Raw genomic sequence first — 22,909 nt, 5'->3', positions numbered from 1 at the left:
CAAAGCTAGGTTGTCATTAAAGAGCAGCATGGGAAAAGGTCAATCGGGCTTGCATAGCTTGGCGTCCGGGGGATATCCCCAAGCCAGCAAATAAAGGATGTGCCATGCGACCCTCAGGACGAGAACTGAATGAAATGCGCGCCGTGTCGATTGAGACCGGCTTCACCAAACACGCTGAGGGCTCCTGCCTGATTAAGATTGGCGATACCCACGTCCTGTGTACCGCCACCATCGAAGACCGGGTGCCGCCCTTTATCAAGGGAACCGGCCTTGGCTGGGTCACTGCTGAATACGGTATGCTTCCCCGCGCCACGAACACCCGGATGCGCCGCGAGGCTGCGTCGGGCAAGCAAGGCGGCCGCACGGTTGAAATTCAGCGTCTGATCGGCCGCGCATTGCGGGCCGGCGTCGACCGCGTGGCTTTGGGCGAGCGTCAGATCACCGTCGACTGTGACGTTTTGCAGGCCGATGGCGGCACCCGTTGCGCCTCGATCACCGGCGGCTGGGTCGCCCTGCGCCTGGCGGTTAACAAGCTGATGAAAGCCGGCGACGTCCACATCGACCCGCTGATGGATCCTGTTTCTGCTGTGTCCTGCGGCATCTATGCCGGCCAGCCGGTGCTGGATCTCGACTACCCGGAGGATTCCGAGGCCGGCGTCGATGGCAACTTCATCATGACCGGCTCGGGCAAGCTGATCGAAGTGCAGATGTCTGCCGAAGGCTCCCTGTTCTCCCGCGACCAGATGAACCAGCTGATGGATCTGGCCGCCAAAGGCACCACAGAGCTGGCAGAGATGCAAAAGGCCGCCTGCACATGATCCGCAAACTGGAAGGCGGCAAGCTGCTTGTCGCCACCCACAACAAGGGCAAGCTGAACGAGATCACCGAGATACTCGCCCCGTTTGGCGTCAGCGTTGCCGGCGCCGGCGAAATGAACCTGCCGGAGCCGGAAGAAACCGAAGACACGTTTGTCGGCAATGCCCGCATCAAGGCCCATGCAGCGGCCAAGGCAACCGGCCTGCCGGCCTTGTCCGATGATTCCGGGATCACTATCGACGCTCTGAACGGTGCCCCGGGGGTCTACACCGCCGATTGGGCAGAAACCCCGAATGGCCGTGACTTCCAAATGGCGATGACCCGCGCCAATGACGAGCTGAACGCTGCCGGCCCCGAGGCCCCCCGCACCGCCCAGTTCCGCTGTACCCTGGTCATTGCCTGGCCAGACGGCCACGACGAGGTGTTCGAAGGCGTGATGCCCGGCCAGCTGATTTGGCCAATCCGCGGCGAGCATGGGTTTGGTTACGATCCGATGTTCCAACCGGAGGGGTATAGCATCACTTGCGCCGAAATGGACCCAACGGAAAAGAACAAGATCAGCCATCGTGGCAAAGCAGTTGCCCAGTTCATCCGGGGCTGTTTCGGTGGATGACTGGCGCAATGGGGGTTTCGGCCTCTACGTGCATTGGCCCTTTTGCCAAGCCAAATGCCCCTATTGCGACTTCAACAGTCATGTCGCCGCAAATATAGACCAAAAACTATGGGTTAGAGCCTATCTAAGCGAACTCGACAGACTCTCGGAACAGCTCTCAGGCCGTGTCCTTAACTCAATATTCTTCGGCGGAGGCACCCCCTCTCTGATGCAGCCGGAAACTGTCGCCGCTGTTATTGATCGGGCACGTGAAATTTGGCCCTTTGCCAATGACATAGAGATCTCTCTTGAAGCAAATCCCGGCTCGGTCGAGGCAGGTCGCTTTGCCGGCTACCGCGACGCCGGAGTCAACAGGATCTCCATGGGTATTCAGGCCCTGAACGACGAGGACTTGCGCCGGCTGGGACGTATTCACAGTGTCTCCGAAGCCAAAGCAGCCTTTGATATCGCCCGCAAATGCTTTGACCGTGTCAGCTTTGATTTGATTTATGCCCGTCAGGGCCAAACACTGAAAACCTGGGAAGCGGAACTTCGCGAAGCACTTTCCATGGCTATTGACCACCTGTCGCTCTACCAGCTGACAATTGAGGACGGCACCGCTTTTGGTGATCGCTACGCCCGGGGTAAACTGCGCGGTCTGCCAGCTGACGACACCGCCGCGGATATGTATCAGGCCACCCAGGACATCTGCGCGTCTTTTGGCATGGCCGGCTATGAAATCTCCAACCACGCCAAGCCGGGTTCGGAATCCCGTCATAATCTGATCTATTGGCGATATGGCGACTACGCCGGGATCGGCCCCGGCGCTCATGGCCGTTTGAGCATTGATGGAAACCGGTACGCCACGGAAACCCATCTGGCCCCAGGTGCCTGGCTGGAAGCCGTCAGCAAGGGAAACGGGGAGTCCCTGCGCGAATCTCTTTCGCAGGAAGATGCTGCGGCTGAATACATGATGATGGGGATGCGCCTGTCCGAAGGTCTGGATTTAGCACGGTACACTCAACTATCAGGCGTTAATCTCCCCGAGGGTCGACTTGAGGATCTTGTACAGATGGGCATGGTCACTATCTCAGAGAAGAAGCTCCGCGCGACTGATCAAGGACGCGCGCTATTGAATGCAGTGCTCCGCGAACTGTTGATGGATTGAATCAATGCGTTTTATCTATGCCGGCCTAGGACTGTTCTGTGTCGGCTTGGCCGTCGTAGGTATTGTTCTGCCTTTACTTCCAACCGTGCCTTTCCTTCTCCTTGCCGCGTTCTTCTTCGCCAACTCATCTGAACGTCTGCACAGTTGGATCGTTGATCACAACATTTTTGGTCCCATGATCCTGGATTGGCGCGACCACGGCGCCATCCGGCCAGGCGCAAAAAAGGCGGCAACCGTTTCGATTGCCGCCGTCTTCGGACTATCTCTGCTGCTTGGTGCCCCTGGCTACATAATAGGGATCCAGGCGGTTGTTCTATCTTCTGTTCTTTTCTTCATCTGGACCCGGCCTAGCGGCTGAGCAGGTTACACAGCTCATCCAGTTGATCCAGGTTTTCGTAGCTGATCGTTACGGCGCCGGCCTCGCCACCAGGCTTGTGATCAATAAGCACTTTCATTTTAAGAACTGCCGACAGATCTCCTTCAAGAGCACGGGTATCCGCATCCTTTTCCTGCGGCTTTCTCGGTTTCTTTTCGGCAGATGTCTGAACTCCGGCGGCATCTTTCTTCACCAATGCTTCGGTCGCGCGGACAGACAGCCCACCCTTGACGATCTTCACGGCAAGATCTGAAGCATTATCCGAAGTGATCAGTGCCCGGGCATGGCCAGCCGACAGCTTGCGCTCCTGCACCAGAATTTGAACATCATCCGGCAGGTGCAACAAGCGCACTAGATTAGCAATATGGCTCCGGCTTTTGCCAAGTGCTTCGGCCATGCGTTCTTGCGTATGGCCGAACTTTTCCATCAGTTGCTTGTAGCTCTGCGCCTCTTCCAGCGCATTAAGATCCGAGCGCTGAATGTTTTCGATGATGGCCACTTCCATCATCTCAAGATCCGAGTAATCCCGGATCAGTACTGGAACTTCATGCAACTGCGCGGCCTGTGAGGCGCGCCAGCGGCGTTCACCAGCCACAATCTCGAATTTTCCGCCAGGCCGCGGCCGCACGATCAGCGGCTGCAGAACACCCTTTTCCTTAATTGAGGCTGTCAGATCATCCAAGTCTTCTTGCAAGAACTGACGGCGCGGCTGATTTGGGTTGGCAATGACATTTTCGATCGGCACCAGAATCTCTGCATTCCGTGGTGCCTCTGCCTGCGTACTCACCGGTGCAGGGTTCACATCTGCCATCAATGCTGACAATCCCCGGCCCAGTCCGCGTGGTTTTGTTTTTTTGTCTGCCATGATTGCCTCCGGTAGGTATTCTGCATTTACGCCGCTATCTTGTGATGTTTTGTGAGGATTTCCTCTGCCAACGCCCGGTATGCCTGTGCGCCAAGAGAGTTTGTGTCATAGTTTAGAACCGGTTGCGCATAAGAAGGTGCTTCGCTCACCCGGACATTGCGGGGATCTTTGTTTGAAACACCAAATCACCCAGATTATCCCGGGCGTCCTGTTCCACCTGCTGCGACAGGTTGTTGCGACGATCGAACATTGTCAGGACAATTCCTTCGATTCGAAGGTTTGGATTCGCTGACTGCCGAACTTCTCTAATTGTCAGCATGAGCTGGGTCACCCCTTCCAAGGCAAAAAACTCACTTTGCAACGGAACCAGAACCGAATGTGCTGCAACCATTGCATTGACTGTCAAGAGATTCAGCGAAGGCGGACAATCAATCAGAACATAGTCCCAATCATATTCGTCCATCGCGGTTTGGCGTAGAGCATCATGCAGAAGGAAACTGCGTTTTTCATTGGTAAACAGTTCGATATCCGCAGAGCTGAGATCAACAGTCGCTGGGATGATGCACAGATCCTCAATCTCGGTTGTTTGAATGACCTCACCCAGAGATGAGTCTTCAACCAAAAGATCATATGTCGTCAGATCCCGATCCGACGGTTCAATCCCAAGGCCAGTTGAGGCATTCCCTTGCGGATCAAGGTCGACGACCAACACACGAAGCCCGGTTTCCACCAAAGCAGCCGCCAGATTTATGGCTGTTGTTGTCTTCCCAACCCCGCCTTTCTGATTTGCGACCGCGATAATACGAGGCCCCTCAGGGCGGGAATAATCAGACACGTGCCACTTCCCTTATTTTCAGGATTACTGCTTCTTGTTCTGTCAGGCTTTTAACCTGTTCCGCCACGAACTGCCATTGCTGCCTGGCGTTATCCACTTCTTTTTTCCAGCTTTCCCCCTTAGGGAACAGAGCCATCCCTTCGGATGCCAGATGGCGCTCTGAAAACTCAAGCAATGTAGACAAGTCCGCCAAAGCACGCGCAGACAGGATATCCGCTCTTTGAGGTTCAACCTGTTCAATTCTTTCGGTTAAAACAGTCGTCTTGACAGCACATTCTCGCGCGGCTGTTCTAAGGAACGCAGATTTCCTCTGATCACTTTCGATCAATGTTACCTTCATGTCCGGTACTTCATCTGCAGCCAAAATCGCAACAATCAGCCCTGGGAAACCGCCACCGCTACCTATATCGACCCAATGTCCAACAGGATCTGTACAGCGAAAAACTTGAATGGAATCGGCGATATGGCGCATCCAAAGATGTTCCAAGCTCGATTTCGAAACGAGATTTATTTTCGGATTCCACTTTTGTATGACCCGTTCAAAGGCTTCAAGCCTCTGCAATGTTTCACGTGAAACATCAAGTCCTTGAGGAAGTTTCCCATTTTTCACGCGGATTTCCCCTCTCTTGGAAGGCCACGACGCAAACGTGCGAGCAAAAGCGCAAGCGCAGCCGGAGTGATTCCGTCAATGCGGGCGGCTTGCGCCAGGGTTTCCGGTCTGGACTGAGACAACTTACTTTGCAATTCCTTGGAAAGGCCGTCAATTCCTTCAAATGAAAATTCGGCGGGGAAACGGTATCCCTCATCCTTCTTCATCGCAGTGACTTCCCGTTCTTGGCGTGCAATATAGTTGGCGTAGAGAGCATCACGCTCCAACTGCCGACGATTTTCCATCTTTACACCTGCCAAATCCGGCATCAGTGGAATGACGTCTTCAAAGGAGACTTCAGGAAACGCAAGAACGTCCATTCCGCTACGGCGGTTTCCATCTTGGTTAACCCGTATTCCGGCTGAGGACACCTCCTTGGGTGTGAATTTATGTGTCTCCAAGATGTTCCGCCCTGAGATTAGCCCGTCATTTTTCTCCTGAAACGCAGCCCGCCGGCCATCGCTAACACAACCCAGTTCTATAGCCATGGGCGTTAGCCTTTGGTCCGCGTTATCTGCCCGTAAGGACAGGCGAAACTCAGCACGGGATGTGAACATCCGGTAGGGCTCAGTGACACCGTTTGTGGTGAGATCATCGATCATTACGCCGATGTAGCTGCTTGACCGGCCAAACGTAACAGGCTCTTCTTCCCGCGCCATACACGCAGCGTTCAAACCGGCAACCAATCCCTGTGCTGCCGCTTCCTCGTATCCGGTTGTCCCATTTATCTGCCCGGCCAAGTACAAACCTGGAGTATCCTTCAGGGACAGGTCCAGCTTCAATACGCGCGGGTCTACATAGTCATACTCAATGGCATATCCGGGCTGAAGGATAGTAGCTCTCTCAAGTCCCTTGATAGACCGGACATATGCCTCCTGAACGTCTTGCGGTAAGCTTGTCGAGATGCCATTTGGGTAGACTTTGTGATCCGAAACACCCTCGGGTTCCAGAAAAATCTGATGCGATTCTTTGTCAGAGAAACGGACAATCTTGTCTTCTATCGACGGACAGTAACGTGGACCAACACCTTCAATATGGCCGCCGTACATTGCTGACCGCTCCAGGTTTTGCCGGATGATGTCATGTGTCTGGGTATTGGTGTGAGTAATTCCGCAGGAAACTTGCTTAGCGCTTATTGCTCTTGTCATAAATGAGAAGAAGACCGGGTCATCGTCCCCTGGCTGGGCTTCCAGACTATCCCAGTCGATTGTGCGTCCGTCCAGTCGGGGCGGTGTACCCGTTTTCAGCCGGCCTAGCGGCAGTTCAAAGCTGTCCAGGCGTTCCGCTAGCCGGACGGAAGGCCTGTCACCAATCCGGCCTCCTGGTTTGGAGATGTCTCCGATGTGGATGACGCCACGCAGGAATGTTCCGGAGGTGAGAATAACTGCCTTTGCTGGAACTTCACTTCCGTCAGCCAGCACAGCCCCTGTCACGGCTTTGCCCGACATGAGAAAATCAGTTACTTCACCTTCGAGAATATCAAGGTTCGGTTGCGCTTCGGTTAGCCTCAGGATTTCTTGACGGTAAATTGTTCGGTCGGATTGCGCTCTTGGCCCTTGAACCGCTGGTCCTTTCCGACGATTCAGGAGACGGAATTGTATCCCAGCTAGATCAGCAACACGGCCCATTACGCCGTCAAAGGCATCAATTTCACGGACAAGATGCCCCTTACCCAATCCACCAATAGCAGGATTGCAAGACATAACACCAATCCCACTGCGGCTCAGTGTGATCAGTACCGTTTTCGCACCCATTCGTGCGGCAGCGTGAGCGGCTTCCGTGCCGGCATGGCCACCACCAACGACAATCACATCATACTTCGAATGTTTCACGTGAAACACTCCTTCACTTTCCCAGGCAGAAGCTCGAGAAAATCTCATCCAGGAGATTCTCCACTCCGATCCGGCCCACTAGTGTCTCCAGAGCCCGGATCGCCGAGCGCATTTCTTCGGCGGCAATATCATAGAATTCCGAACCACGCGACAGGATAACCTGTGCTTCGGCCAAACTAACCAACGCAGAAAGCATAGCATCCCGGTGTCGGGCGCGAGTCGCAATTCCGGCCTGAGTTGAGCGCTCTTTAAGAACCGACGAAATGTGTTCGACAAGCCTGTCGATTCCCTGACCAGACCTGCCTGAGATCGCATCTGCCGTGTTTTCGCGGAGGTCAGCCTTTGGGCGAAGACGGATATCACCATTCTCCATCTCGACGTCCAAAATATCATCATCTTCCGCCAAAAATACGCGCATATCCGCATCTTCCGCGCGTTTCCGCGCTAATGCGATGCCAATACCCTCAACGTGATCGTCGGTATCCCGCAAACCTGCAGTGTCCAGTAAAGTGACTGGTAAGCCGGCCAGATCCATACGCACTTCGATAATATCGCGGGTGGTTCCGGCAAACTCAGACGTGATCGCCGCCTCGCGGCCGGCCAACGCATTCAACAGTGTGGATTTTCCGACATTGGGTGCGCCGATAATGGCCACTTCGAACCCGCTGCGGATTCGCTCCGCAATTTTCACCCCATCTGTCTCTCTTTCGAGGCCGGCCTGAACATTAGACAGCAGCGCAGAGACTTCCGGGGTTACATCAACCGGCACTTCTTCGTCAGCGAAATCAATAGTTACCTCGATCAAGGAAGCCGCGCGAATCAGACTGCTGCGCCAGGTTTCAGCCAATTTTCCAAGCCCGCCGGCAAGAACAACCTGTGCCTGCTTGCGCTGCGCCTCGGTTTCCGCGTCAATCAGATCCGCGAGCCCCTCAACCTGAGCCAAGTCCAGGTTACCGTTTTCCAAAGCGCGCCGGGTGAATTCGCCCGGATCAGCCATCCGCAAACCAGTAAAGCGGCCTAGGTTTTCCAGCACCGCTGATACAACAGCTGTACTTCCATGCACTTGAAATTCAACAGTATTTTCCCCAGTGAAGCTCTTGGGAGCCGTAAAGCTAAGCACCAAAGCTTCATCCAGGCGCTCACCTGAGTCGTCATGTAAGACACGCAGACTTTTGTCCCGCGCCGGCAAAACGCCTCCACAAAGCTGCGCGCCGGCTTCATGCGCCAAAGGACCTGAGATGCGTATTACTGCGACTCCGGCCTTCCCCTGTGCGGAGGCCAGCGCAAAGATCGTGTCCATGGGATGGCCCTTTTTTTACTCGCCCGCCCCGATCAGGTGTTCATCGAGTCGAAGAACTCGGTGTTCGACTTTGTCTGCTTCAGCTTGGACAACAGGAACTCAATCGCATCTGTGGTTCCCATCGGATTCAGAATGCGGCGCAGCACAAAGGTTTTGGCCAAATCGATCTTGTCGACCAAAAGCTCCTCTTTCCGGGTACCGGACTTGAGGATGTCGATGGCAGGGAACACCCGCTTATCCGCAATCTTACGGTCCAGCACGATTTCCGAGTTACCGGTGCCTTTGAATTCTTCGAAAATCACTTCGTCCATACGCGAGCCGGTATCGATCAGCGCGGTGGCGATGATGGTCAGCGAGCCACCCTCTTCGATGTTCCGGGCAGCGCCAAAGAACCGCTTGGGCCGCTGCAGGGCGTTTGCATCAACACCACCGGTCAGAACCTTGCCTGACGAAGGCACAACAGTGTTAAAGGCCCTACCAAGTCTTGTGATTGAATCCAGAAGGATAACAACATCTCGTTTGTGCTCTACAAGACGTTTGGCTTTTTCGATAACCATTTCGGACACCGCTACATGGCGTGTGGCAGGTTCATCAAAGGTGGAAGACACTACTTCGCCCTTCACCGAACGCTGCATGTCCGTCACCTCTTCCGGGCGCTCGTCGATGAGCAATACGATCAGATAACACTCAGGATGGTTCTTCTCGATCGAATGCGCGATGTTCTGCAGGATCACCGTTTTACCGGTCCGCGGCGGCGCCACGATCAGCGACCGCTGGCCTTTGCCGATCGGTGCCACCAGGTCGATCACCCGCGCCGAGCGATCCTTGATGGTGGGATCCTCGACTTCCATCTTCAGCCGTTCATCCGGATACAGCGGCGTGAGGTTGTCAAAGGCGATTTTGTGGCGTGCCTTCTCAGGCTCCTGAAAGTTGATCGAGGTAACGTTGGTCAGCGCGAAGTAGCGCTCTGTCTCCAGCGGCGCCTTGATTTGGCCGTCAACAGTGTCGCCGGTACGAAGAGAGTATTGGCGGATCATGTCGGGTGACACGTAAATGTCGTCCGGTCCCGGCAAATAGTTAGCCTCAGGCGACCGAAGGAAACCAAAACCGTCCTGCAACACTTCGAGCACGCCGTCACCGCTGATATCCCAGCCCTCATCCGCGCGTTCACGCAGGATCTGGAACATCATCTCGCCCTTGCGCATTGTCGAGGCGTTTTCGATCTCCAGCTCCTCGGCCATAGCCAGCAGAGACTTGGGGCTTTTTGCCTTGAGATCAGACAGATTCAGGGATTGCACGGTCATATAGATACGGCCTCTACTCCCCCGCTTACTCAGGGGGTGGTCACACGACAGGATTGGAAAACACGGTGGCCCGGACGGGCCCGTTGAGTGCCATACATAGGGACTCGTTTCAGATGAGTCAAACGCCGGCTGCAGGCATTCCGGGGTTGCCAGGTCCCTTGCCGCGCCTCTGCGTTAGAATTTGAAGATCACCGAGACAACAATCACCACCATCAGGACGGTTGGCACTTCGTTCATCATTCGGAACTGCCGGCCCGACAGTCTGTTCTTCCCTGCAGAAAAGTCGCGATAGCGGAACAGCAGCCAATGGTGGAACCACGTCATGGCGATCACGGATACGCCCTTGCTCCACGGCCAAACATAGGTCCAGTCAACAATCCCTGGAGTCAGCACGATAAACAGCCCTGCGGCCCAAGATACGTACATTGCAGGGCGCATGATGATCCGGAGGAGCTTCTCTTCCATTTGCAGAAAGATCGGCACTGTATCCTGGACCTTCTCTGCCTGCTCCACATGATACACGAACAAACGGGGGAGATAGAATAGCCCTGCCATCCAGCTGAGCACAGCCATGATGTGCAGTGATTTGGCATACGGGTAGAGCGTGAACATCAGGTCGCTCAGGTCCATGGGCAGTTCTCCCCGGTCAGATCTGATCACCCTAATAATTAAAGATATATTAGAAGGATGATGTTTTTGTAGTGTGCATGGATTCCGGTGGATAAGTGAATCCTCCTCCGCTTATCCCCAGCAGGGATAAGATTCCAGATGGGACGGGACAGGAGGCATGAAGTTTTTTTAACGCCTTAGAAATAAGGTGCATTCATGATGTGTTCACTCTTCGATGCTTGGGGATAAGGCCGGGATGATCCGGGGAGAGCCGGCATATCCACGAAAATAAAGTTATCCTGCCCCACAAAGGACGACTCAGCGAATTGAATCCCGGAATTTGCGTCAAGCCCTGGAGTCTTTACTTAACCGCGGAAAACCATACAAAACGTCCTGAAACCGTCTGCTTCTTTCCCACGGGGTTTTCCACATGACTGCCCACATAGTGCTGGCTTCAGGTTCCGAAATCCGGGCGCAACTGCTGCGTCAGGCCGGGATAGAATTTGAAACCGATGTCCCGCGTCTGGACGAGCAGGCGATCAAGTCCGCGCTGTTGGCCGAAGAGGCGCTTCCGCGCGATGTCGCCGATGCACTGGCAGAAGCCAAGGCACGTAAGATCAGCGGCAAGCGTCCCGGAAAGCTTGTGTTGGGATGTGATCAGGTTCTTGATTTCGAAGGAAGGCTTCTTTCGAAACCTGTCAGTGCCGATGAAGCGGTGGCTCAGTTGAAGGAGATGCGGGGCAAACGGCACATACTGTTGTCTGCCGCCGTGATTTACCGCGACGGTGAGCCCATCTGGCGCCATGTCGGACAAGTCCGTCTGGTCATGCGGAAATGCACCGATGCATATCTCGAGGATTATGTCGCCCGGAACTGGCAAAGCATCCGCCATGCGGTGGGTGCATACAAGCTGGAGGAAGAAGGTGTGCGGCTGTTTGCCAGCATTGACGGCAGCTACTTTAATGTCTTGGGCTTGCCGCTGATGGAGCTTATCAGTTACTTGGGTTTGCAAGGGGTAATCGAGCAATGACAATAGCAAAAGTCCCGCTCGCCGGCGTGATCGGCTGTCCGGTTGGACACTCCAAGTCCCCGCAGCTGCACCGTCACTGGCTGAACACCTATGGTATTTCCGGCCACTATGTGCCGATGCATGTGGAACCTGATGATCTGGCCGAAACCGTCCGGCTGATGCCTAAAATGGGGTTTGTTGGTGCAAATGTCACCATTCCGCACAAAGAAGCAGTGATGGAGATTGCGGATAAGGTCACAGACCGGGCTAAACTGATCGGCGCTGCTAACACGCTGATCTTTCGCAGGGATGGAACAATCCTGGCTGACAATACTGACGGCTACGGCTTCATCACCAATCTGCATCAGGGAGCGCCGGATTGGGATCCGCAATCCGGCCCAGCAGTTCTGTTGGGGGCTGGCGGCGCCTGCCGCGCGGTTGTTGCCTCACTGCTGGAAGCCGGAGTGCCGGAGATCCTGCTGACCAACCGCACCCGCGGCCGGGCTGACCAGTTGCATTCGGAATTCGGCAACCGTGTACGGGTGGTCGAATGGGTACAGGCCGGCAATGTCATCGAGGAGGGTGCGCTGATTGTGAACACCACCTCTTTGGGAATGGTCGGTAAACCGCGTCTGCGTGTTCCAATGGATGGATTGCAGTCGAATGCGGTTGTGACTGATCTGATCTATGCGCCGTTGAAAACCGACTTGCTGCAGACGGCTGAGGATGCTGGCTGCACTGTGGTTGACGGGCTGGGCATGCTGTTGCATCAGGCGGTGCCAGGGTTCGAACGCTGGTTCGGACACCGCCCCGATGTGGATGCCGCAACGCGGGCGGCGGCTTTAAGATGAGCTTCAGCCTCGGCCTTACCGGCTCTATCGGAATGGGCAAAAGTACAACTGCCAAGCTGTTCGCCGCCGGGGATTGTGCGGTTTGGGATGCAGATGCAGCCGTGCATCGGCTTTACAGCGCCGGAGGCGCAGCGGTTCAGGCAATGAAGACAGCTTTTCCTGATGCGATCGGGGATGACGCGGTAAACCGTGCTGTGTTGAAACGTATCATCGGGGAAAACCCTGATGCACTGAAGCATATCGAAGCTATTGTGCATCCGCTTGTCGCACAGGACCGGGCAGAGTTCCGCAAAGAAGCGCAAAACGATATCCTGGTCTTTGACATTCCACTGCTGTTTGAAACGGGTGGTGATGCAGAAATGGACGCAGTGGCCTGCGTGTTCGTGGATGCAGAGACACAAAAAGAACGGGTTCTTGCCCGGGGAACGATGACGGTTGAGCAATTCGAGCATATCCTGCAAAAGCAGATGCCGATTGAGGAAAAACGCGCCCGCGCCGATTACGTGATCGAAACGGACACGCTGGAACACGCCCAGGCGCAGGTGGCAGCAATCCTCGCAGATATCAGGAGCAAACAGGTCAATGCGTGAAATCGTTCTTGATACCGAAACCACCGGGTTTGACCCGTTCTCCGGCGACCGGATTGTTGAAATCGGTGCGGTAGAGCTGTTTAACCACATGCCCACCGGCAAGACGTACCATGAGTATATCAATCCGGAACGGATGATGCCGGCCGAGGCGTTTTCGGTTCACGGCATCGGTCCAGACCTGCTGGAGCCGCCGCAAAAGCCTCAACCCGGCGCGGTGACGCTGCGGGACAAGCCGGTTTTTGCCAAGGTTGGGCAGAGTTTCCTGGATTTCGTGCAGGACTCAAAACTGGTCATTCATAACGCCAGCTTCGACATGAAGTTCCTGAACTATGAACTGGACCGGATGGGACTGCCCAAACTGCCGATGGATCAGGCGCTCGACACGCTGGCGATAGCGCGCAAGCGGTTTCCCGGCTCGCCGGCGACGCTGGACGCGCTGTGCCGGCGCTTCAATATCGACAATGCCAACCGCACCCTGCACGGGGCATTGCTCGACTCTGAAATCCTCGCCGATGTCTATCTGGAGCTGATCGGCGGCCGCCAGCCGGATTTTGGCCTGTCTGCACAGTCGGCTTCCGGCACTGCAAAGGTGGAAGATGACTGGCGCCCTGGCCCTCGCCCCTCGGCATTGCCCCAGCGGATCACCGCAGAGGAGCTGGCAGCGCATGACGAGTTCGTGGCAAAGCTGGGTGAAGAGGCTTTGTGGAATGTCTCCTGACCGGGGTCAGATCCGCAAATGAAAAACGCCGCTGAAACCCAGCGGCGTTTTCTATTCCGAATATCAGAAACTTTATTGGGTAGGGGCCGCCGCTGCCGCTTCGGTCTGACGGCGGGCCAATTCGTTGCGATAGATCGCCACAAAATCAATGTTGTCCAGGTTCAGCGGCGGGAAGCCGCCGTCGCGGGTGACGTCTGACACGATGCGGCGCAGGAACGGGAAGGTCATGCGCGGGCATTCGATCAGCAGGAATGGATGCAGCTGGTCTTCCGGCACGCCGGCGATGTTGAACACGCCGACATATTCCAGTTCCAGAACAAACAGGACTTCGCCGCCTTCCTTGTTCTTGGATTCAACAGTCAGTTTGGTGACAACTTCATACTGGTTCTCGGCCGAACGTTTTTTCGCATCCAGGTTCACCTGAACGCTGACATCGGGTTGCACGTCGCCGCCGGTGCCTTTTTGCGCCATCACGTTTTCAAACGACATGTCGCGGATGAACTGGCCCAGAACGTTCATCTGGACTTGCGGCTGCTGCTGGGCTTCGCCGTTTTCGGCCATCGGGATACTCCTGAAAATTTGCTTTTGACCGTGCTTAGCAGCTTGGTCCGGGTAGCTCAACGGGGGCCGTCAACCCAGCCTGACGGGGTGTTTGGACGTTCACCTTGGGTCACATCTTCATAATCTCCGTCAATGATATCATCCGGCTTGCCGGCGGTTCCAGGGTAGTTGCGCCCCTGCATGCTGCCGGGCCCCATCTGGAACTGCGCCACTGTTACTCGGGCCCGAATGTAGCGGTAAACTGCCAGCCGCACCGGCGGTATCAGCAGGGCAAAGCCAAAGGCGTCGGTAAAGAATCCAGGGGTCAGCAGCAGGGCGCCGGCGAACAGGATCATAGCCCCATGGGCCAAAGGTTCAGCCGGATCGGACATTTTCTGAAACGACGACCGCAGCTGCCCCATCGCCATGCGGCCCTGGGTTTTCACCAGCCAGGTGCCCATCACGGCGGTCAGAACCACGATAGCCAGAGTCGGCCACAGCCCGATGGCGCCCCCGACTTGAATAAACAAAGCGATTTCAATGATGGGAACCATCAGAAAAGCCAGGAAGAGATACATGCGGGTTTCCTTGCGATCATACACCCGGGCGGTAGACTTGCCCCCGCCCGTCACCTACATAAGGTCTGACCGCTTTGGTTTCAAACAAAGCACGAACGCCTAGCATGAGGTATCCATGGAGTCGCCTGTGATTCAGCTTTTGGTTCTGGCCGGTATCGCCGTGTTTCTGATCTTGCGCTTGAAAAGCGTACTTGGGACACGCGAAGGTTTCGAAAAGCCACCGCTGCCGCAATCCGAAGCGCGGAGCCGCCGCCCCGATCTGGAAGTGATCGAAGGCGGCCCGGACCGCGACATCACCGATTATGTGGCCGAAGACAGCCCGCAAGCCCAGGCCCTGGCTGCGATGAAGCGGGTTGAGCCATCCTTTCAGGTCCAGGAATTCGTTCAGGGTGCACGCGGTGCATACGAAATGATCCTGATGGGCTTTGAGCATGGCAATCTGGACGACATCCAGCCGTTCCTGGCCGAGGATGTGTTCGAGAGCTTTGTAGACGCCGTTGCGCAGCGTGAGGATCAGGGGTTCAAGATCGAGGCTGAGTTTATCGGCGTGCGCGAAACCACCGTGGCGGATGCCTCGCTCGACACACAAACGGGCCGCGCTGAGATCACCATGCGTTTTGTTGGTGAGATGACCTCTGTTGTCCGCGACCGCGGCGGTGATATTGTCGAAGGCGACCCCAAGGCAGTGAAGCGTCAGAAGGACACCTGGGTCTTTGCCCGCAACATGGGCGTCGATGACCCCAATTGGCAGCTGGTAGCGACGGACGCATGATTGCGGCGCTTCGGGGGGTACTTGGGGCAGCTGCAATCGCAGGTGCCGCGATGACCGCCTCCGGGGCGCAATCAGAAGCCGTGTCCAGCATCCTGGACTTTGCTCAGCTGGATGGCTGGGCAAAAGACGATCATGCTCAGGCACTTCAGGTTTTTCTGGGAACCTGCAAGGACTTAAAGGATCCCGACTGGGCTGCCTTGTGCAAGGCAGCGCAATCGCAGACCCCCGAGGGGGCGAGAGCGTTTTTCGAACTGTTCTTCCGCCCGGTTCTGATTGAGGATGGCAATCAGGCTCTGTTCACCGGCTATTTCGAGCCGGAACTGAACGGTTCCCGCTACCCCACAGGCCGGTTTCGCTATCCCGTCTACAAGATGCCGCCCGAGGCACGCGGCACCGGTTCGTGGCTGCCCAGGCGGGACATTCTGACCAGTGGTGTCATGGAATCCCGCGGGTTGGAGATTGCCTGGGTGGATGACCCGGTGGAGCTGTTCTTTCTGCAGATCCAGGGTTCTGGCCGGATCCGCTTGCCTGATGGCTCTATGATCCGGGTGGGTTATGGCGGTGCCAATGGCCACACTTATAAATCCATCGGCAAGGAGTTGGTGCGCCGCGGTGTCTACAACGCCCATCAGGTCAGCGCCCAGGTGATCAAATCCTGGGTCCGGCGCAACCCGTCGGACGGCAAGGAGCTGCTGTTCCACAATCCGTCTTATGTGTTCTTTCGCGAAGTGCGCAAAGTGGCTGCCTCCAAAGGGCCGCTTGGCGCTATGAACCGCTCGGTCACGCCAATGCGCACCATTGCCGCCGATCCCGCATACACCCCGCTGGGTGCGCCGGTCTGGGTGGAAAAGGACGGGCATATGCCGCTGCGCCGCCTGATGGTGGCGCAGGATACCGGATCCGCAATAAAGGGCGCACAGCGGGCTGATATTTTTGTCGGCACAGGTGATGAGGCCGGCGAGACCGCCGGAACCATGAAAGACCCTGGGCGGATGGTGGTTCTGCTGCCGATCCAGCGGGCCTATGCGATGCTGCCGGAAGACCTTTGAATGACACGGCGGAAACTGACAGGAGATGAGATCGACCTCTGGCACAAGGTCGTGAAACACGCAGAACGTATACATCCGGGCGCGCATTCCACGCCCCCTGCTCCGCCGATGCCGAAACCCAAACCGGTTAAGCACCCTGAGCCGAGATTGGATCCGTTTGAGATTGGAAGCCGCGCCAAGCCCAAACCGCTGAAACACGATCTGAAGCCTTCGATTGCCCGCAGCCTGGCCGGCAATCCGGTGCAGATGGATGAGAAATCCTTCCGCCGTATGAAGCGCGGCAAACTTAGGCCGGAAGGCAAGCTGGACCTGCACGGCATGAGGATCGACTCGGCGCACCCTGCCCTCACCCGGTTTATTCTGTCTGCCCAGGCCTCCGGAAAGCGGCTGGTGCTGGTGATCACCGGCAAGGGCAAGGACCGTGATGAGCCAGGCCCGATGCCGGTCCCGCGCGGGGTGCTGCGCCACAAGGTGCCGCAATGGCTGTCGCTGCCGCCGCTGGCGCAAGCAGTGATGCAGGTCACCCCTGCCCATATCAGCCATGGCGGTGAAGGCGCCTATTACGTTTATCTCAGACGCAGCCGCTGACGCCGCTTATCTGTTGTCCGCGGGCGTGCTTTCCAGTGCAACCTTGATGGTGCTGTCCTGGATAACAATCTGACCCGGCAGAATCTTTTGCAGCAGGTCCTGGTTGTGCGTGAATGTGTCTGCGGTTTCCCGCGCACCGTTCAACAGGGCAATCAGCGCCGGCGACGAGGCTGCCACAAAATGCTGCGATTCCGCTTCATCTGCAAAGGCTGTGGTGTCGATCACTTCAACCGGCAGACCGCTGACAGCGTCAATACTGTCCAGATTTCCCAGTCTTTCACGGCCATTCAGGCCGCGCAGGCGCTGTGACAGTGTCAGGACGTTATCTTTTCGTGAAACGAAAATCAGGAACGGCTGCGGCACCTGCGTGAACCTCTGCATCTGGGATTTGAACACGTCGACATCCAGATCGGGTGACATCAGGATGACACCTCCCAGGTTCTGCGCTGTCCAGCCAGGCGTTTTGATCTCCATCTGGCGCAGGGTTTCCATCGTGAGCAGCCCGCCCATGGAGTGGGCAACAACCACAATCCGTTCGACCGCGGACGCGCGCAGATTGCGCAGGAGTGCCTCCAGCCCGTCGCGGGCAAACAGCACGCTGTCGCCATCATAGGCATAGCCCAGCGGACGGCCCTTGCTTGGCCAGGAATAGATGACCGTTGCCCCGGGAACATTAATGTCGTGGGTCAACTGGGCAGCCCGGAAAGCGGTCTCGGCCTGGGTGGAGTTGAAACCGTGAACAAAAACCGTGACTTCGCGCTCCTGTTTGGGAAACTTTGCCAGCTCTTGCTGCAGCCGGGCGGAAAAGGCTGCCTCTGTCGTAAACGTTTTTCGGCCTGCCATGGTGAATTCAGTGGAGGGGTCCGGGTTTGCGTAGCCGAACTTCAGCGAACCGGGCTTATGATCCGGCGGGATTGAAACCGTGAGTTCAAGCAGGCTCACTCCATCGGTGCGCTCTGACCCAAAGGTGCCGTCCGGCAGCGGTTCGCGGTTTGTGGCTGCGAAAATGGTCTTGGGACTGCCCAGTTCCAACGCCTCAGGAACTGTTGGTGTAAAGGATCTGTCAGTACAGGCGGCCAGAAGGACCATGATCACACCGGAAATCAGGCGCAGCCCGTGCATAATGTTCACCTCAATCAATTGGCGGCAGGCTACTCCACCTGCCGCCAAAGTCCAGTGGCCGCAACGTTCTCTGGCAATTTAGAGCACGTAACGGCTGACATCAGCTGAGCGGCCAAGCTCGCCCAGATTTTTCTTCACAAAACTTGCGTCCACAGTGACCGCTTCGCCCGAGCGGTCCGGCGCTGTAAATGACAGCTCCTCAAAGACCCGCTCCATCACCGTGTACAGCCGCCGGGCGCCGATGTTCTCCACGGTCTGGTTTACTTCGGCGGCAATCTTGGCCAACGCGGCGATACCGTCTTCGGTAAAGGTTACCTCAACCTCTTCCGTGCCCATCAATGCAGTATACTGGAGGGTCAATGCGTTGTCGGTCTCGGTCAGGATACGCACGAAATCCGCTTCGGTCAGCGCCCGCAGGCTTACCCGGATCGGCAGACGGCCCTGCAGTTCCGGCAGCAGGTCCGAGGGTTTGGCAATATGGAACGCGCCGGAGGCAATGAACAGGATGTGGTCGGTCTTGACCGGTCCGTGTTTGGTGCTGACGGTGGTTCCTTCGATCAGCGGCAGCAGATCGCGCTGCACGCCTTCGCGGCTGACGTCGCCGCCGCGGGTCTCCTGGCGGGCGCAGACTTTGTCGATTTCGTCCAGAAAAACGATGCCGTTCTGCTCCACCGACTCCAGCGCGATGCGGGTGACGGTTTCATCGTCCAGCAGCTTGTCTGCCTCTTCGCTGATCAGCACCTCATAGCTTTCGGAAACGGTCATCTTTTTGCGGGTGGTGCGTCCGCCCATCGCCTTGCCGAACAGGTCGCCCAGGTTCAGCGCACCCATATTGCCGCCGGGCTGGCCGGGGATTTCGAACATATTGCCCATCGGGTTGGAGGTGTCTGCAACATCCAGTTCGATCACGGTGTCGTCGAGTTCGCCGGATTTCAACTTCTTGCGGAACATTTCGCGGGTGGCTTCGCGCGCGTCTGAGCCGGCAATGGCTTCCAGCACTCTGTTCTCGGCAGCTTTCTGGGCGTTGGCTTTCACATCCTCGCGCATGAATTCGCGGGTCTGGGCGATGGCGCTGTCTGCCAGATCCCGGATGATCTGCTCCACATCGCGGCCCACATATCCGACCTCAGTGAACTTGGTCGCCTCAATCTTGATGAAGGGCGCGCGTGCCAGCTTGGCGAGACGACGGGAAATTTCAGTTTTGCCAACACCGGTTGGGCCGATCAACAGGATGTTCTTCGGGTATACCTCATCCCGCAGGTCATCAGCCAGCTGCTTGCGCCGCCAGCGGCTGCGCAGGGCCACGGCAACGGCACGTTTGGCTTCTTTCTGGCCGATGATGAAACGGTCCAGCTCAGAAACGATTTCGCGTGGGGTCAGATCAGTCATTGGTACTTCCGTTTCAGTGGGATGGCGGCAGCCGGTCAAGCGGCAGCACGCCAGACAAGATTGAGAGCAGCGCAGCACGGATATGGCTCCAGAAAGCCCCCAGAGCGACCAGGAACACGCCGAGCGCCAGGATCGTAATGGCGGTGCCTTCACCGTTGAAAACAGTTCCTGCAAGGGTAACGCTATAGCCGATTGCGGCAATCAGGAACGAGCGCCGGTCAATGATGATTGCGATCATGGCAAACAGCAGCAGCACACCGAGCAGCAGCATGTTGGAACCTGCGGTGCCGGCCTCCAGCAAGCTGAGCGCAATAGTATTCACCAGGGCCGGCGCCGCAACGACGTGCAGCCAGAAACCTTGGGCCGAGCGCCTGGTTACCCGGTGCGGATCGCTGAGATCAAAGGCCATGGCTGCAGTAAATACAGTAAATCCGACGGCCAGCGTAATCCAGGCAAACGGCCCGCTGGCCGACAGCAGGAATAGGTCGCTGATGCCGGCAGGAGTGCCTGCCTGTATCGATCCTGATAAGAGGGCGAGAACAAAGACACCCAAGGCGATCAGTGCCATGGCAAATGGAACGCGAAAGCGCAGCCAGAAAACAGCAATGGCAACGGTTGTCAGCGCAAATGGCAGCGGCAGGCTCGAAAAATCGTTTTGCGCGATCATGAAGGGCTGGGAGTAGCCAGCAGAAAAACCGGTACCGGCGTTGCCGGCCCACAGAAGCGAGAGTGCGATCGCGGGTGCCACCATCCGGCGGCGGCGGATGAAGTATTCAGACAGCATCCACAGCACGGCTGCACCGGCGATGGCCGAATAGACGGCCTTGTCCTGATAGCCGCCGATTGACCCGGCCAGATCAACCGCTGTGAAGGCCATCCAGCCAGAGGCCAGGATTAACAGCCCGATCACAATGAAGATTTCATTGAACCCCTTGAACAGTTCAAAGGGTTCATCGCCAGGCGCCAGATTCTCCCGTGCGCCTCTGCGGCTGTGCGCCAAAGCCAGAAGCGAGGCAGCTTGGGCCTCGGACAGCAAGCCGGATCCTACTGCAGCGCGCAGATCAATTTGATCTATCTGGGTCATATCAGCTTTCCTGGCCTATGCTCTCAACTGTGAGGTTGCCATTGGTGTAAACGCAGATTTCAGCAGCGATGGCCATGGCATCGCGGGCCACAGCTTCGGCGGATTTGCCGCTGTCCATCATGCCGCGTGCTGCTGCCAGGGCAAAATTGCCGCCGGAGCCGATGGCAGCCACGTTGTGCTCAGGCTCCAGCACGTCGCCGGCACCGGTGATCACGAACATGTCGGCACCATCGGTGACGATCAGCATGGCCTCCAGTTTCTGCAGGTATTTATCGGTGCGCCAGTCCTTGGCCAGTTCCACGCTTGCCCGCGCCAGCTGGCCTGGAGTGGCCTCGAGCTTGGCTTCCAGCCGCTCCAGCAGGGTGAATGCATCGGCTGTTGATCCGGCAAATCCCGCCACCACGTCAAACCCGCCCGGGGACAGGCGGCGCACCTTGCGGGCTGTGCCTTTGATCACCGTCTGTCCCAGCGACACCTGGCCGTCGCCGGCGATGACAACCTGGCCATCCTTCTTCACGCCGATGATGGTGGTGCCGTGCCAGCCGGGGAATTGATCGTCTGCCATTTGTGCCTCCGCTTTATTGCCCTCTATATGGAACCATCCCACCGCCGGCACAAGAGAACGCGCAAAGTCCACTGCCAGGCAGCTGCTGCAGGGCTGTTCACTGCTATGCAGAAATTGCAATCCGGGGCTGATGAACCGGCAATTGTGAGACTCAGCTGCACATCCTAAATGGGGCTCACAACCGGCACAGGGTCGGCTGTTTCTCAGAAGGACTAGCGCTATGACTACCGCAAACATCTATGCGCCGCTCGGAGCAGTCACCGTTCTCCGCGTGGTCGACACATTGATCAACGTGAAAAATGCTCTCGTGGAATGGAACGAGAGCCGTGAAACCCGCAAGGCTTTGGCCCGGTTGTCGGACGCTCAGCTGGAAGACATCGGCATGAACCGTGCTGATATCGCCAATATCTGATATCAGATGATCAGCAGTTTTGAATGAGCCGCCCGTTATCGGGCGGCTTTGTTCATTTTTAGATGCTGGTTTTATACTTGCCAGCCTGATCCGGCAGCCAGGCCTCGATCGCAGCCGTGGCGACCACGTGACGTGTTCCGGCTTCTGCATCCTCTACATCCAGCCCGCCCATCACGGCGCGCACACTGGCGCGGCCCCGCGGCAAATCCTGGGCCACCAGATCGCAATCCACTGCTTCCGGCTGCTGCACACCGATTGTCACGTCCACCCGCATTTCGCCGTGATCAATCCCGAGCTTGGCAAACAGGGTGATCGACGAATGGTGCAACGCGTCCTGCACCGCACGGCGGGCGGCCTTGTTGTAATCCTGGCCATACAGGTCATTGCCGGTGCCCATTTCCAGGATGATGCGTTTTTCGGTCATTCCGCTGCCTCCATGTCAAAGGACACAATCACGGCCGCATTGGCGATTACCGTGCAGCCGCCGTGGGGCTTTTCGATATTGAGACCACCCTTCACAACCCGGATGCTGGGCTGGCCATAGGGGAAAATCTCCAGCAGCGCATCCTTGTCCACGGCTTCGGGTTTCTGAACGCCGATCTCTGCGTCGATGATCATGTCTTCTTTCTGGAAATCAAACAGTTCCGCCATGCTGACGGAGTTGTGCCACAGCGCGTCCTTGATCGCGCGGCGGGCAGCTTCGGTGTAATCTTCGCGCCTGAGCGATGTGCCCATGCCGAATTCCACCAATACCCGGGTCTTGGCCATAGTGCCTCCTGTATCTGTTCCGGGCCGGACCGTTACAGGCAATGGAGGCAATGGAAAGAGCCAGTTTACCGTCCCCAGATACACCAGCGTATGCGGGCAAAAGAAAAGGGCTGTCCCCGCGGGGACAACCCTCTGAAATCCGCAAAAAGGATCAGGCTCAGATCGAGTCTTCGATCCAGCTTTGCAGCGCAGCTTTGGGGGCGGCGCCGGCACGGTTCGAAACCACTTGGCCGTCCTTGAAGATAAACAGCGCCGGAATTCCGCGCACACCCATGGCGGCGGCGGAGTTCGGGTTGTTGTCGACATCGACCTTGGCAATTTTCACCTTGCCGCCGAATTCTGCGGCAAGCTCTTCCAAAGCGGGGCCAATCTGCTTACAGGGACCGCACCACTCAGCCCAGAAATCCACCACAACGGGGATGTCGGAGTTCTTGACTTCGGCGTCAAAAGTGGCGTCGGTGACGGCTACGGTGGACATATGCATGTCTCCATGAGTGTGTGGCAACTGGAGTTGGAACCTAGGTACGG

General features: G+C 56.8%; 27 protein-coding genes and 1 pseudogene. 12 read left to right on the top strand and 16 right to left on the bottom strand.

The window, feature by feature from the left end:
• Positions 1 to 104 precede the first annotated feature (104 nt).
• From rph to ETW23_RS20210, 4 genes are read left to right on the top strand one after another with little or no spacing between them, the layout of a single operon-like run.
• On the top strand, positions 105 to 818 hold the full coding sequence (gene rph, locus ETW23_RS20225) for a ribonuclease PH (RefSeq protein ID WP_134831068.1): 714 nt from the start codon (positions 105 to 107) through the stop codon (positions 816 to 818).
• Complete coding sequence (gene rdgB / locus ETW23_RS20220) at positions 815 to 1,429, top strand: RdgB/HAM1 family non-canonical purine NTP pyrophosphatase (RefSeq protein WP_134831067.1); 615 nt, start codon at positions 815 to 817, stop codon at positions 1,427 to 1,429. Before rph ends, rdgB begins: the two co-directional genes overlap by 4 nt.
• Entirely contained in the window at positions 1,422 to 2,576 is a 1,155-nt protein-coding gene (gene hemW / locus ETW23_RS20215) for a radical SAM family heme chaperone HemW (RefSeq protein WP_134831066.1), read from the top strand. The genes rdgB and hemW overlap by 8 nt, the downstream gene beginning before the upstream one ends.
• A gap of 4 nt (positions 2,577 to 2,580) precedes the next feature.
• Entirely contained in the window at positions 2,581 to 2,934 is a 354-nt protein-coding gene (locus tag ETW23_RS20210) for a YbaN family protein (RefSeq protein ID WP_129372657.1), read from the top strand.
• Here the strand turns inward: ETW23_RS20210 and ETW23_RS20205 are convergent.
• The 7 genes and pseudogenes from ETW23_RS20205 to ETW23_RS20175 all read right to left on the bottom strand — a co-directional run bounded on the left by ETW23_RS20205 (position 2,924) and on the right by ETW23_RS20175 (position 10,367).
• On the bottom strand, positions 2,924 to 3,817 hold the full coding sequence (locus tag ETW23_RS20205) for a ParB/RepB/Spo0J family partition protein (protein WP_134831065.1): 894 nt from the start codon (positions 3,815 to 3,817) through the stop codon (positions 2,924 to 2,926). The genes ETW23_RS20210 and ETW23_RS20205 overlap by 11 nt on opposite strands.
• Positions 3,818 to 3,843: 26 nt before the next feature.
• A pseudogene (locus ETW23_RS20200) lies at positions 3,844 to 4,652 on the bottom strand (ParA family protein).
• A complete protein-coding gene (gene rsmG, locus ETW23_RS20195) occupies positions 4,645 to 5,262 on the bottom strand; it encodes a 16S rRNA (guanine(527)-N(7))-methyltransferase RsmG (protein WP_134831064.1) in 618 nt (205 codons plus the stop codon). The pseudogene ETW23_RS20200 and the gene rsmG overlap by 8 nt, the downstream one beginning before the upstream one ends.
• A complete protein-coding gene (gene mnmG, locus ETW23_RS20190) occupies positions 5,259 to 7,133 on the bottom strand; it encodes a tRNA uridine-5-carboxymethylaminomethyl(34) synthesis enzyme MnmG (protein ID WP_134831063.1) in 1,875 nt (624 codons plus the stop codon). The genes rsmG and mnmG overlap by 4 nt, the downstream gene beginning before the upstream one ends.
• Before the next feature lie 13 nt (positions 7,134 to 7,146).
• Positions 7,147 to 8,433, bottom strand: coding sequence for a tRNA uridine-5-carboxymethylaminomethyl(34) synthesis GTPase MnmE (gene mnmE / locus ETW23_RS20185; protein ID WP_134831062.1), 1,287 nt, complete (start codon positions 8,431 to 8,433; stop codon positions 7,147 to 7,149).
• A 32-nt stretch (positions 8,434 to 8,465) separates the two neighbouring features.
• Positions 8,466 to 9,737, bottom strand: coding sequence for a transcription termination factor Rho (gene rho / locus ETW23_RS20180; protein ID WP_129372663.1), 1,272 nt, complete (start codon positions 9,735 to 9,737; stop codon positions 8,466 to 8,468).
• Between the two features lie 174 nt (positions 9,738 to 9,911).
• Positions 9,912 to 10,367, bottom strand: a complete 456-nt coding sequence (locus ETW23_RS20175; RefSeq protein ID WP_134831061.1) for a CopD family protein — start codon at positions 10,365 to 10,367, stop codon at positions 9,912 to 9,914.
• A 409-nt stretch (positions 10,368 to 10,776) separates the two neighbouring features.
• Here ETW23_RS20175 and ETW23_RS20170 point away from each other — a divergent pair, with 409 nt between their 5' ends.
• From ETW23_RS20170 to dnaQ, 4 genes are read left to right on the top strand one after another with little or no spacing between them, the layout of a single operon-like run.
• Positions 10,777 to 11,376, top strand: coding sequence for a nucleoside triphosphate pyrophosphatase (locus ETW23_RS20170; protein WP_134831060.1), 600 nt, complete (start codon positions 10,777 to 10,779; stop codon positions 11,374 to 11,376).
• Complete coding sequence (locus ETW23_RS20165; RefSeq protein ID WP_134831059.1) at positions 11,373 to 12,206, top strand: shikimate dehydrogenase; 834 nt, start codon at positions 11,373 to 11,375, stop codon at positions 12,204 to 12,206. The genes ETW23_RS20170 and ETW23_RS20165 overlap by 4 nt, the downstream gene beginning before the upstream one ends.
• A complete protein-coding gene (gene coaE / locus ETW23_RS20160) occupies positions 12,203 to 12,796 on the top strand; it encodes a dephospho-CoA kinase (RefSeq protein WP_134831058.1) in 594 nt (197 codons plus the stop codon). Before ETW23_RS20165 ends, coaE begins: the two co-directional genes overlap by 4 nt.
• A complete protein-coding gene (gene dnaQ / locus ETW23_RS20155; RefSeq protein WP_134831057.1) occupies positions 12,789 to 13,514 on the top strand; it encodes a DNA polymerase III subunit epsilon in 726 nt (241 codons plus the stop codon). Before coaE ends, dnaQ begins: the two co-directional genes overlap by 8 nt.
• A 72-nt stretch (positions 13,515 to 13,586) precedes the next feature.
• On the opposite strand, the gene secB is transcribed toward dnaQ, so the two are convergent.
• The gene (gene secB / locus ETW23_RS20150; protein ID WP_134831056.1) at positions 13,587 to 14,075 is read right to left on the bottom strand and encodes a protein-export chaperone SecB; all 489 of its coding nucleotides are present in this window, start codon (positions 14,073 to 14,075) and stop codon (positions 13,587 to 13,589) included.
• Between the two features lie 56 nt (positions 14,076 to 14,131).
• Positions 14,132 to 14,632: an FxsA family protein gene (locus ETW23_RS20145; RefSeq protein ID WP_129372670.1), complete on the bottom strand. Its 501-nt coding sequence runs from the start codon at positions 14,630 to 14,632 to the stop codon at positions 14,132 to 14,134.
• A gap of 115 nt (positions 14,633 to 14,747) precedes the next feature.
• On the opposite strand from ETW23_RS20145, the gene ETW23_RS20140 reads away from it, so the two are divergent.
• The 3 genes from ETW23_RS20140 to ETW23_RS20130 are packed head-to-tail and all read left to right on the top strand — an operon-like array spanning position 14,748 to position 17,041.
• Positions 14,748 to 15,404, top strand: coding sequence for a Tim44/TimA family putative adaptor protein (locus tag ETW23_RS20140; RefSeq protein WP_134831055.1), 657 nt, complete (start codon positions 14,748 to 14,750; stop codon positions 15,402 to 15,404).
• Positions 15,401 to 16,453, top strand: a complete 1,053-nt coding sequence (locus ETW23_RS20135) for a murein transglycosylase A (RefSeq protein WP_134831054.1) — start codon at positions 15,401 to 15,403, stop codon at positions 16,451 to 16,453. The genes ETW23_RS20140 and ETW23_RS20135 overlap by 4 nt, the downstream gene beginning before the upstream one ends.
• Positions 16,454 to 17,041, top strand: coding sequence for a Smr/MutS family protein (locus ETW23_RS20130; protein ID WP_129372673.1), 588 nt, complete (start codon positions 16,454 to 16,456; stop codon positions 17,039 to 17,041).
• A 6-nt stretch (positions 17,042 to 17,047) separates the two neighbouring features.
• Here ETW23_RS20130 and ETW23_RS20125 read toward each other — a convergent pair whose 3' ends face one another.
• From ETW23_RS20125 to hslV, 4 genes are all read right to left on the bottom strand, one after another.
• On the bottom strand, positions 17,048 to 18,163 hold the full coding sequence (locus ETW23_RS20125; protein WP_134831053.1) for an alpha/beta hydrolase: 1,116 nt from the start codon (positions 18,161 to 18,163) through the stop codon (positions 17,048 to 17,050).
• A gap of 78 nt (positions 18,164 to 18,241) precedes the next feature.
• Positions 18,242 to 19,552 (bottom strand): ATP-dependent protease ATPase subunit HslU, encoded by a 1,311-nt coding sequence (gene hslU, locus ETW23_RS20120; RefSeq protein WP_134831052.1) that lies wholly within the window; start codon positions 19,550 to 19,552, stop codon positions 18,242 to 18,244.
• 13 nt (positions 19,553 to 19,565) lie between these two features.
• Positions 19,566 to 20,636, bottom strand: coding sequence for a hypothetical protein (locus ETW23_RS20115; protein WP_134831051.1), 1,071 nt, complete (start codon positions 20,634 to 20,636; stop codon positions 19,566 to 19,568).
• Position 20,637: 1 nt separating this feature from the next.
• Positions 20,638 to 21,201, bottom strand: coding sequence for an ATP-dependent protease subunit HslV (gene hslV / locus ETW23_RS20110; protein WP_129372676.1), 564 nt, complete (start codon positions 21,199 to 21,201; stop codon positions 20,638 to 20,640).
• Between the two features lie 220 nt (positions 21,202 to 21,421).
• Between hslV and ETW23_RS20105 the strand changes: the two genes are divergently transcribed.
• On the top strand, positions 21,422 to 21,613 hold the full coding sequence (locus tag ETW23_RS20105; protein WP_134831050.1) for a DUF1127 domain-containing protein: 192 nt from the start codon (positions 21,422 to 21,424) through the stop codon (positions 21,611 to 21,613).
• A 58-nt stretch (positions 21,614 to 21,671) separates the two neighbouring features.
• Here ETW23_RS20105 and ETW23_RS20100 read toward each other — a convergent pair whose 3' ends face one another.
• The 3 genes from ETW23_RS20100 to trxA all read right to left on the bottom strand — a co-directional run bounded on the left by ETW23_RS20100 (position 21,672) and on the right by trxA (position 22,859).
• Complete coding sequence (locus ETW23_RS20100) at positions 21,672 to 22,037, bottom strand: Lin0512 family protein (RefSeq protein WP_134831049.1); 366 nt, start codon at positions 22,035 to 22,037, stop codon at positions 21,672 to 21,674.
• Positions 22,034 to 22,381: a Lin0512 family protein gene (locus tag ETW23_RS20095; RefSeq protein WP_134831048.1), complete on the bottom strand. Its 348-nt coding sequence runs from the start codon at positions 22,379 to 22,381 to the stop codon at positions 22,034 to 22,036. The genes ETW23_RS20100 and ETW23_RS20095 overlap by 4 nt, the downstream gene beginning before the upstream one ends.
• A 157-nt stretch (positions 22,382 to 22,538) precedes the next feature.
• Positions 22,539 to 22,859: a thioredoxin gene (gene trxA / locus ETW23_RS20090; RefSeq protein ID WP_027256960.1), complete on the bottom strand. Its 321-nt coding sequence runs from the start codon at positions 22,857 to 22,859 to the stop codon at positions 22,539 to 22,541.
• Positions 22,860 to 22,909 lie beyond the last annotated feature (50 nt).

The sequence above is a fragment of the Leisingera sp. NJS201 genome (assembly GCF_004535885.1).
Lineage (GTDB): Bacteria > Pseudomonadota > Alphaproteobacteria > Rhodobacterales > Rhodobacteraceae > Leisingera.
Note: the sequence above shows the minus strand (reverse complement) of the source record. Positions and strands in the feature narration are given on the sequence as shown.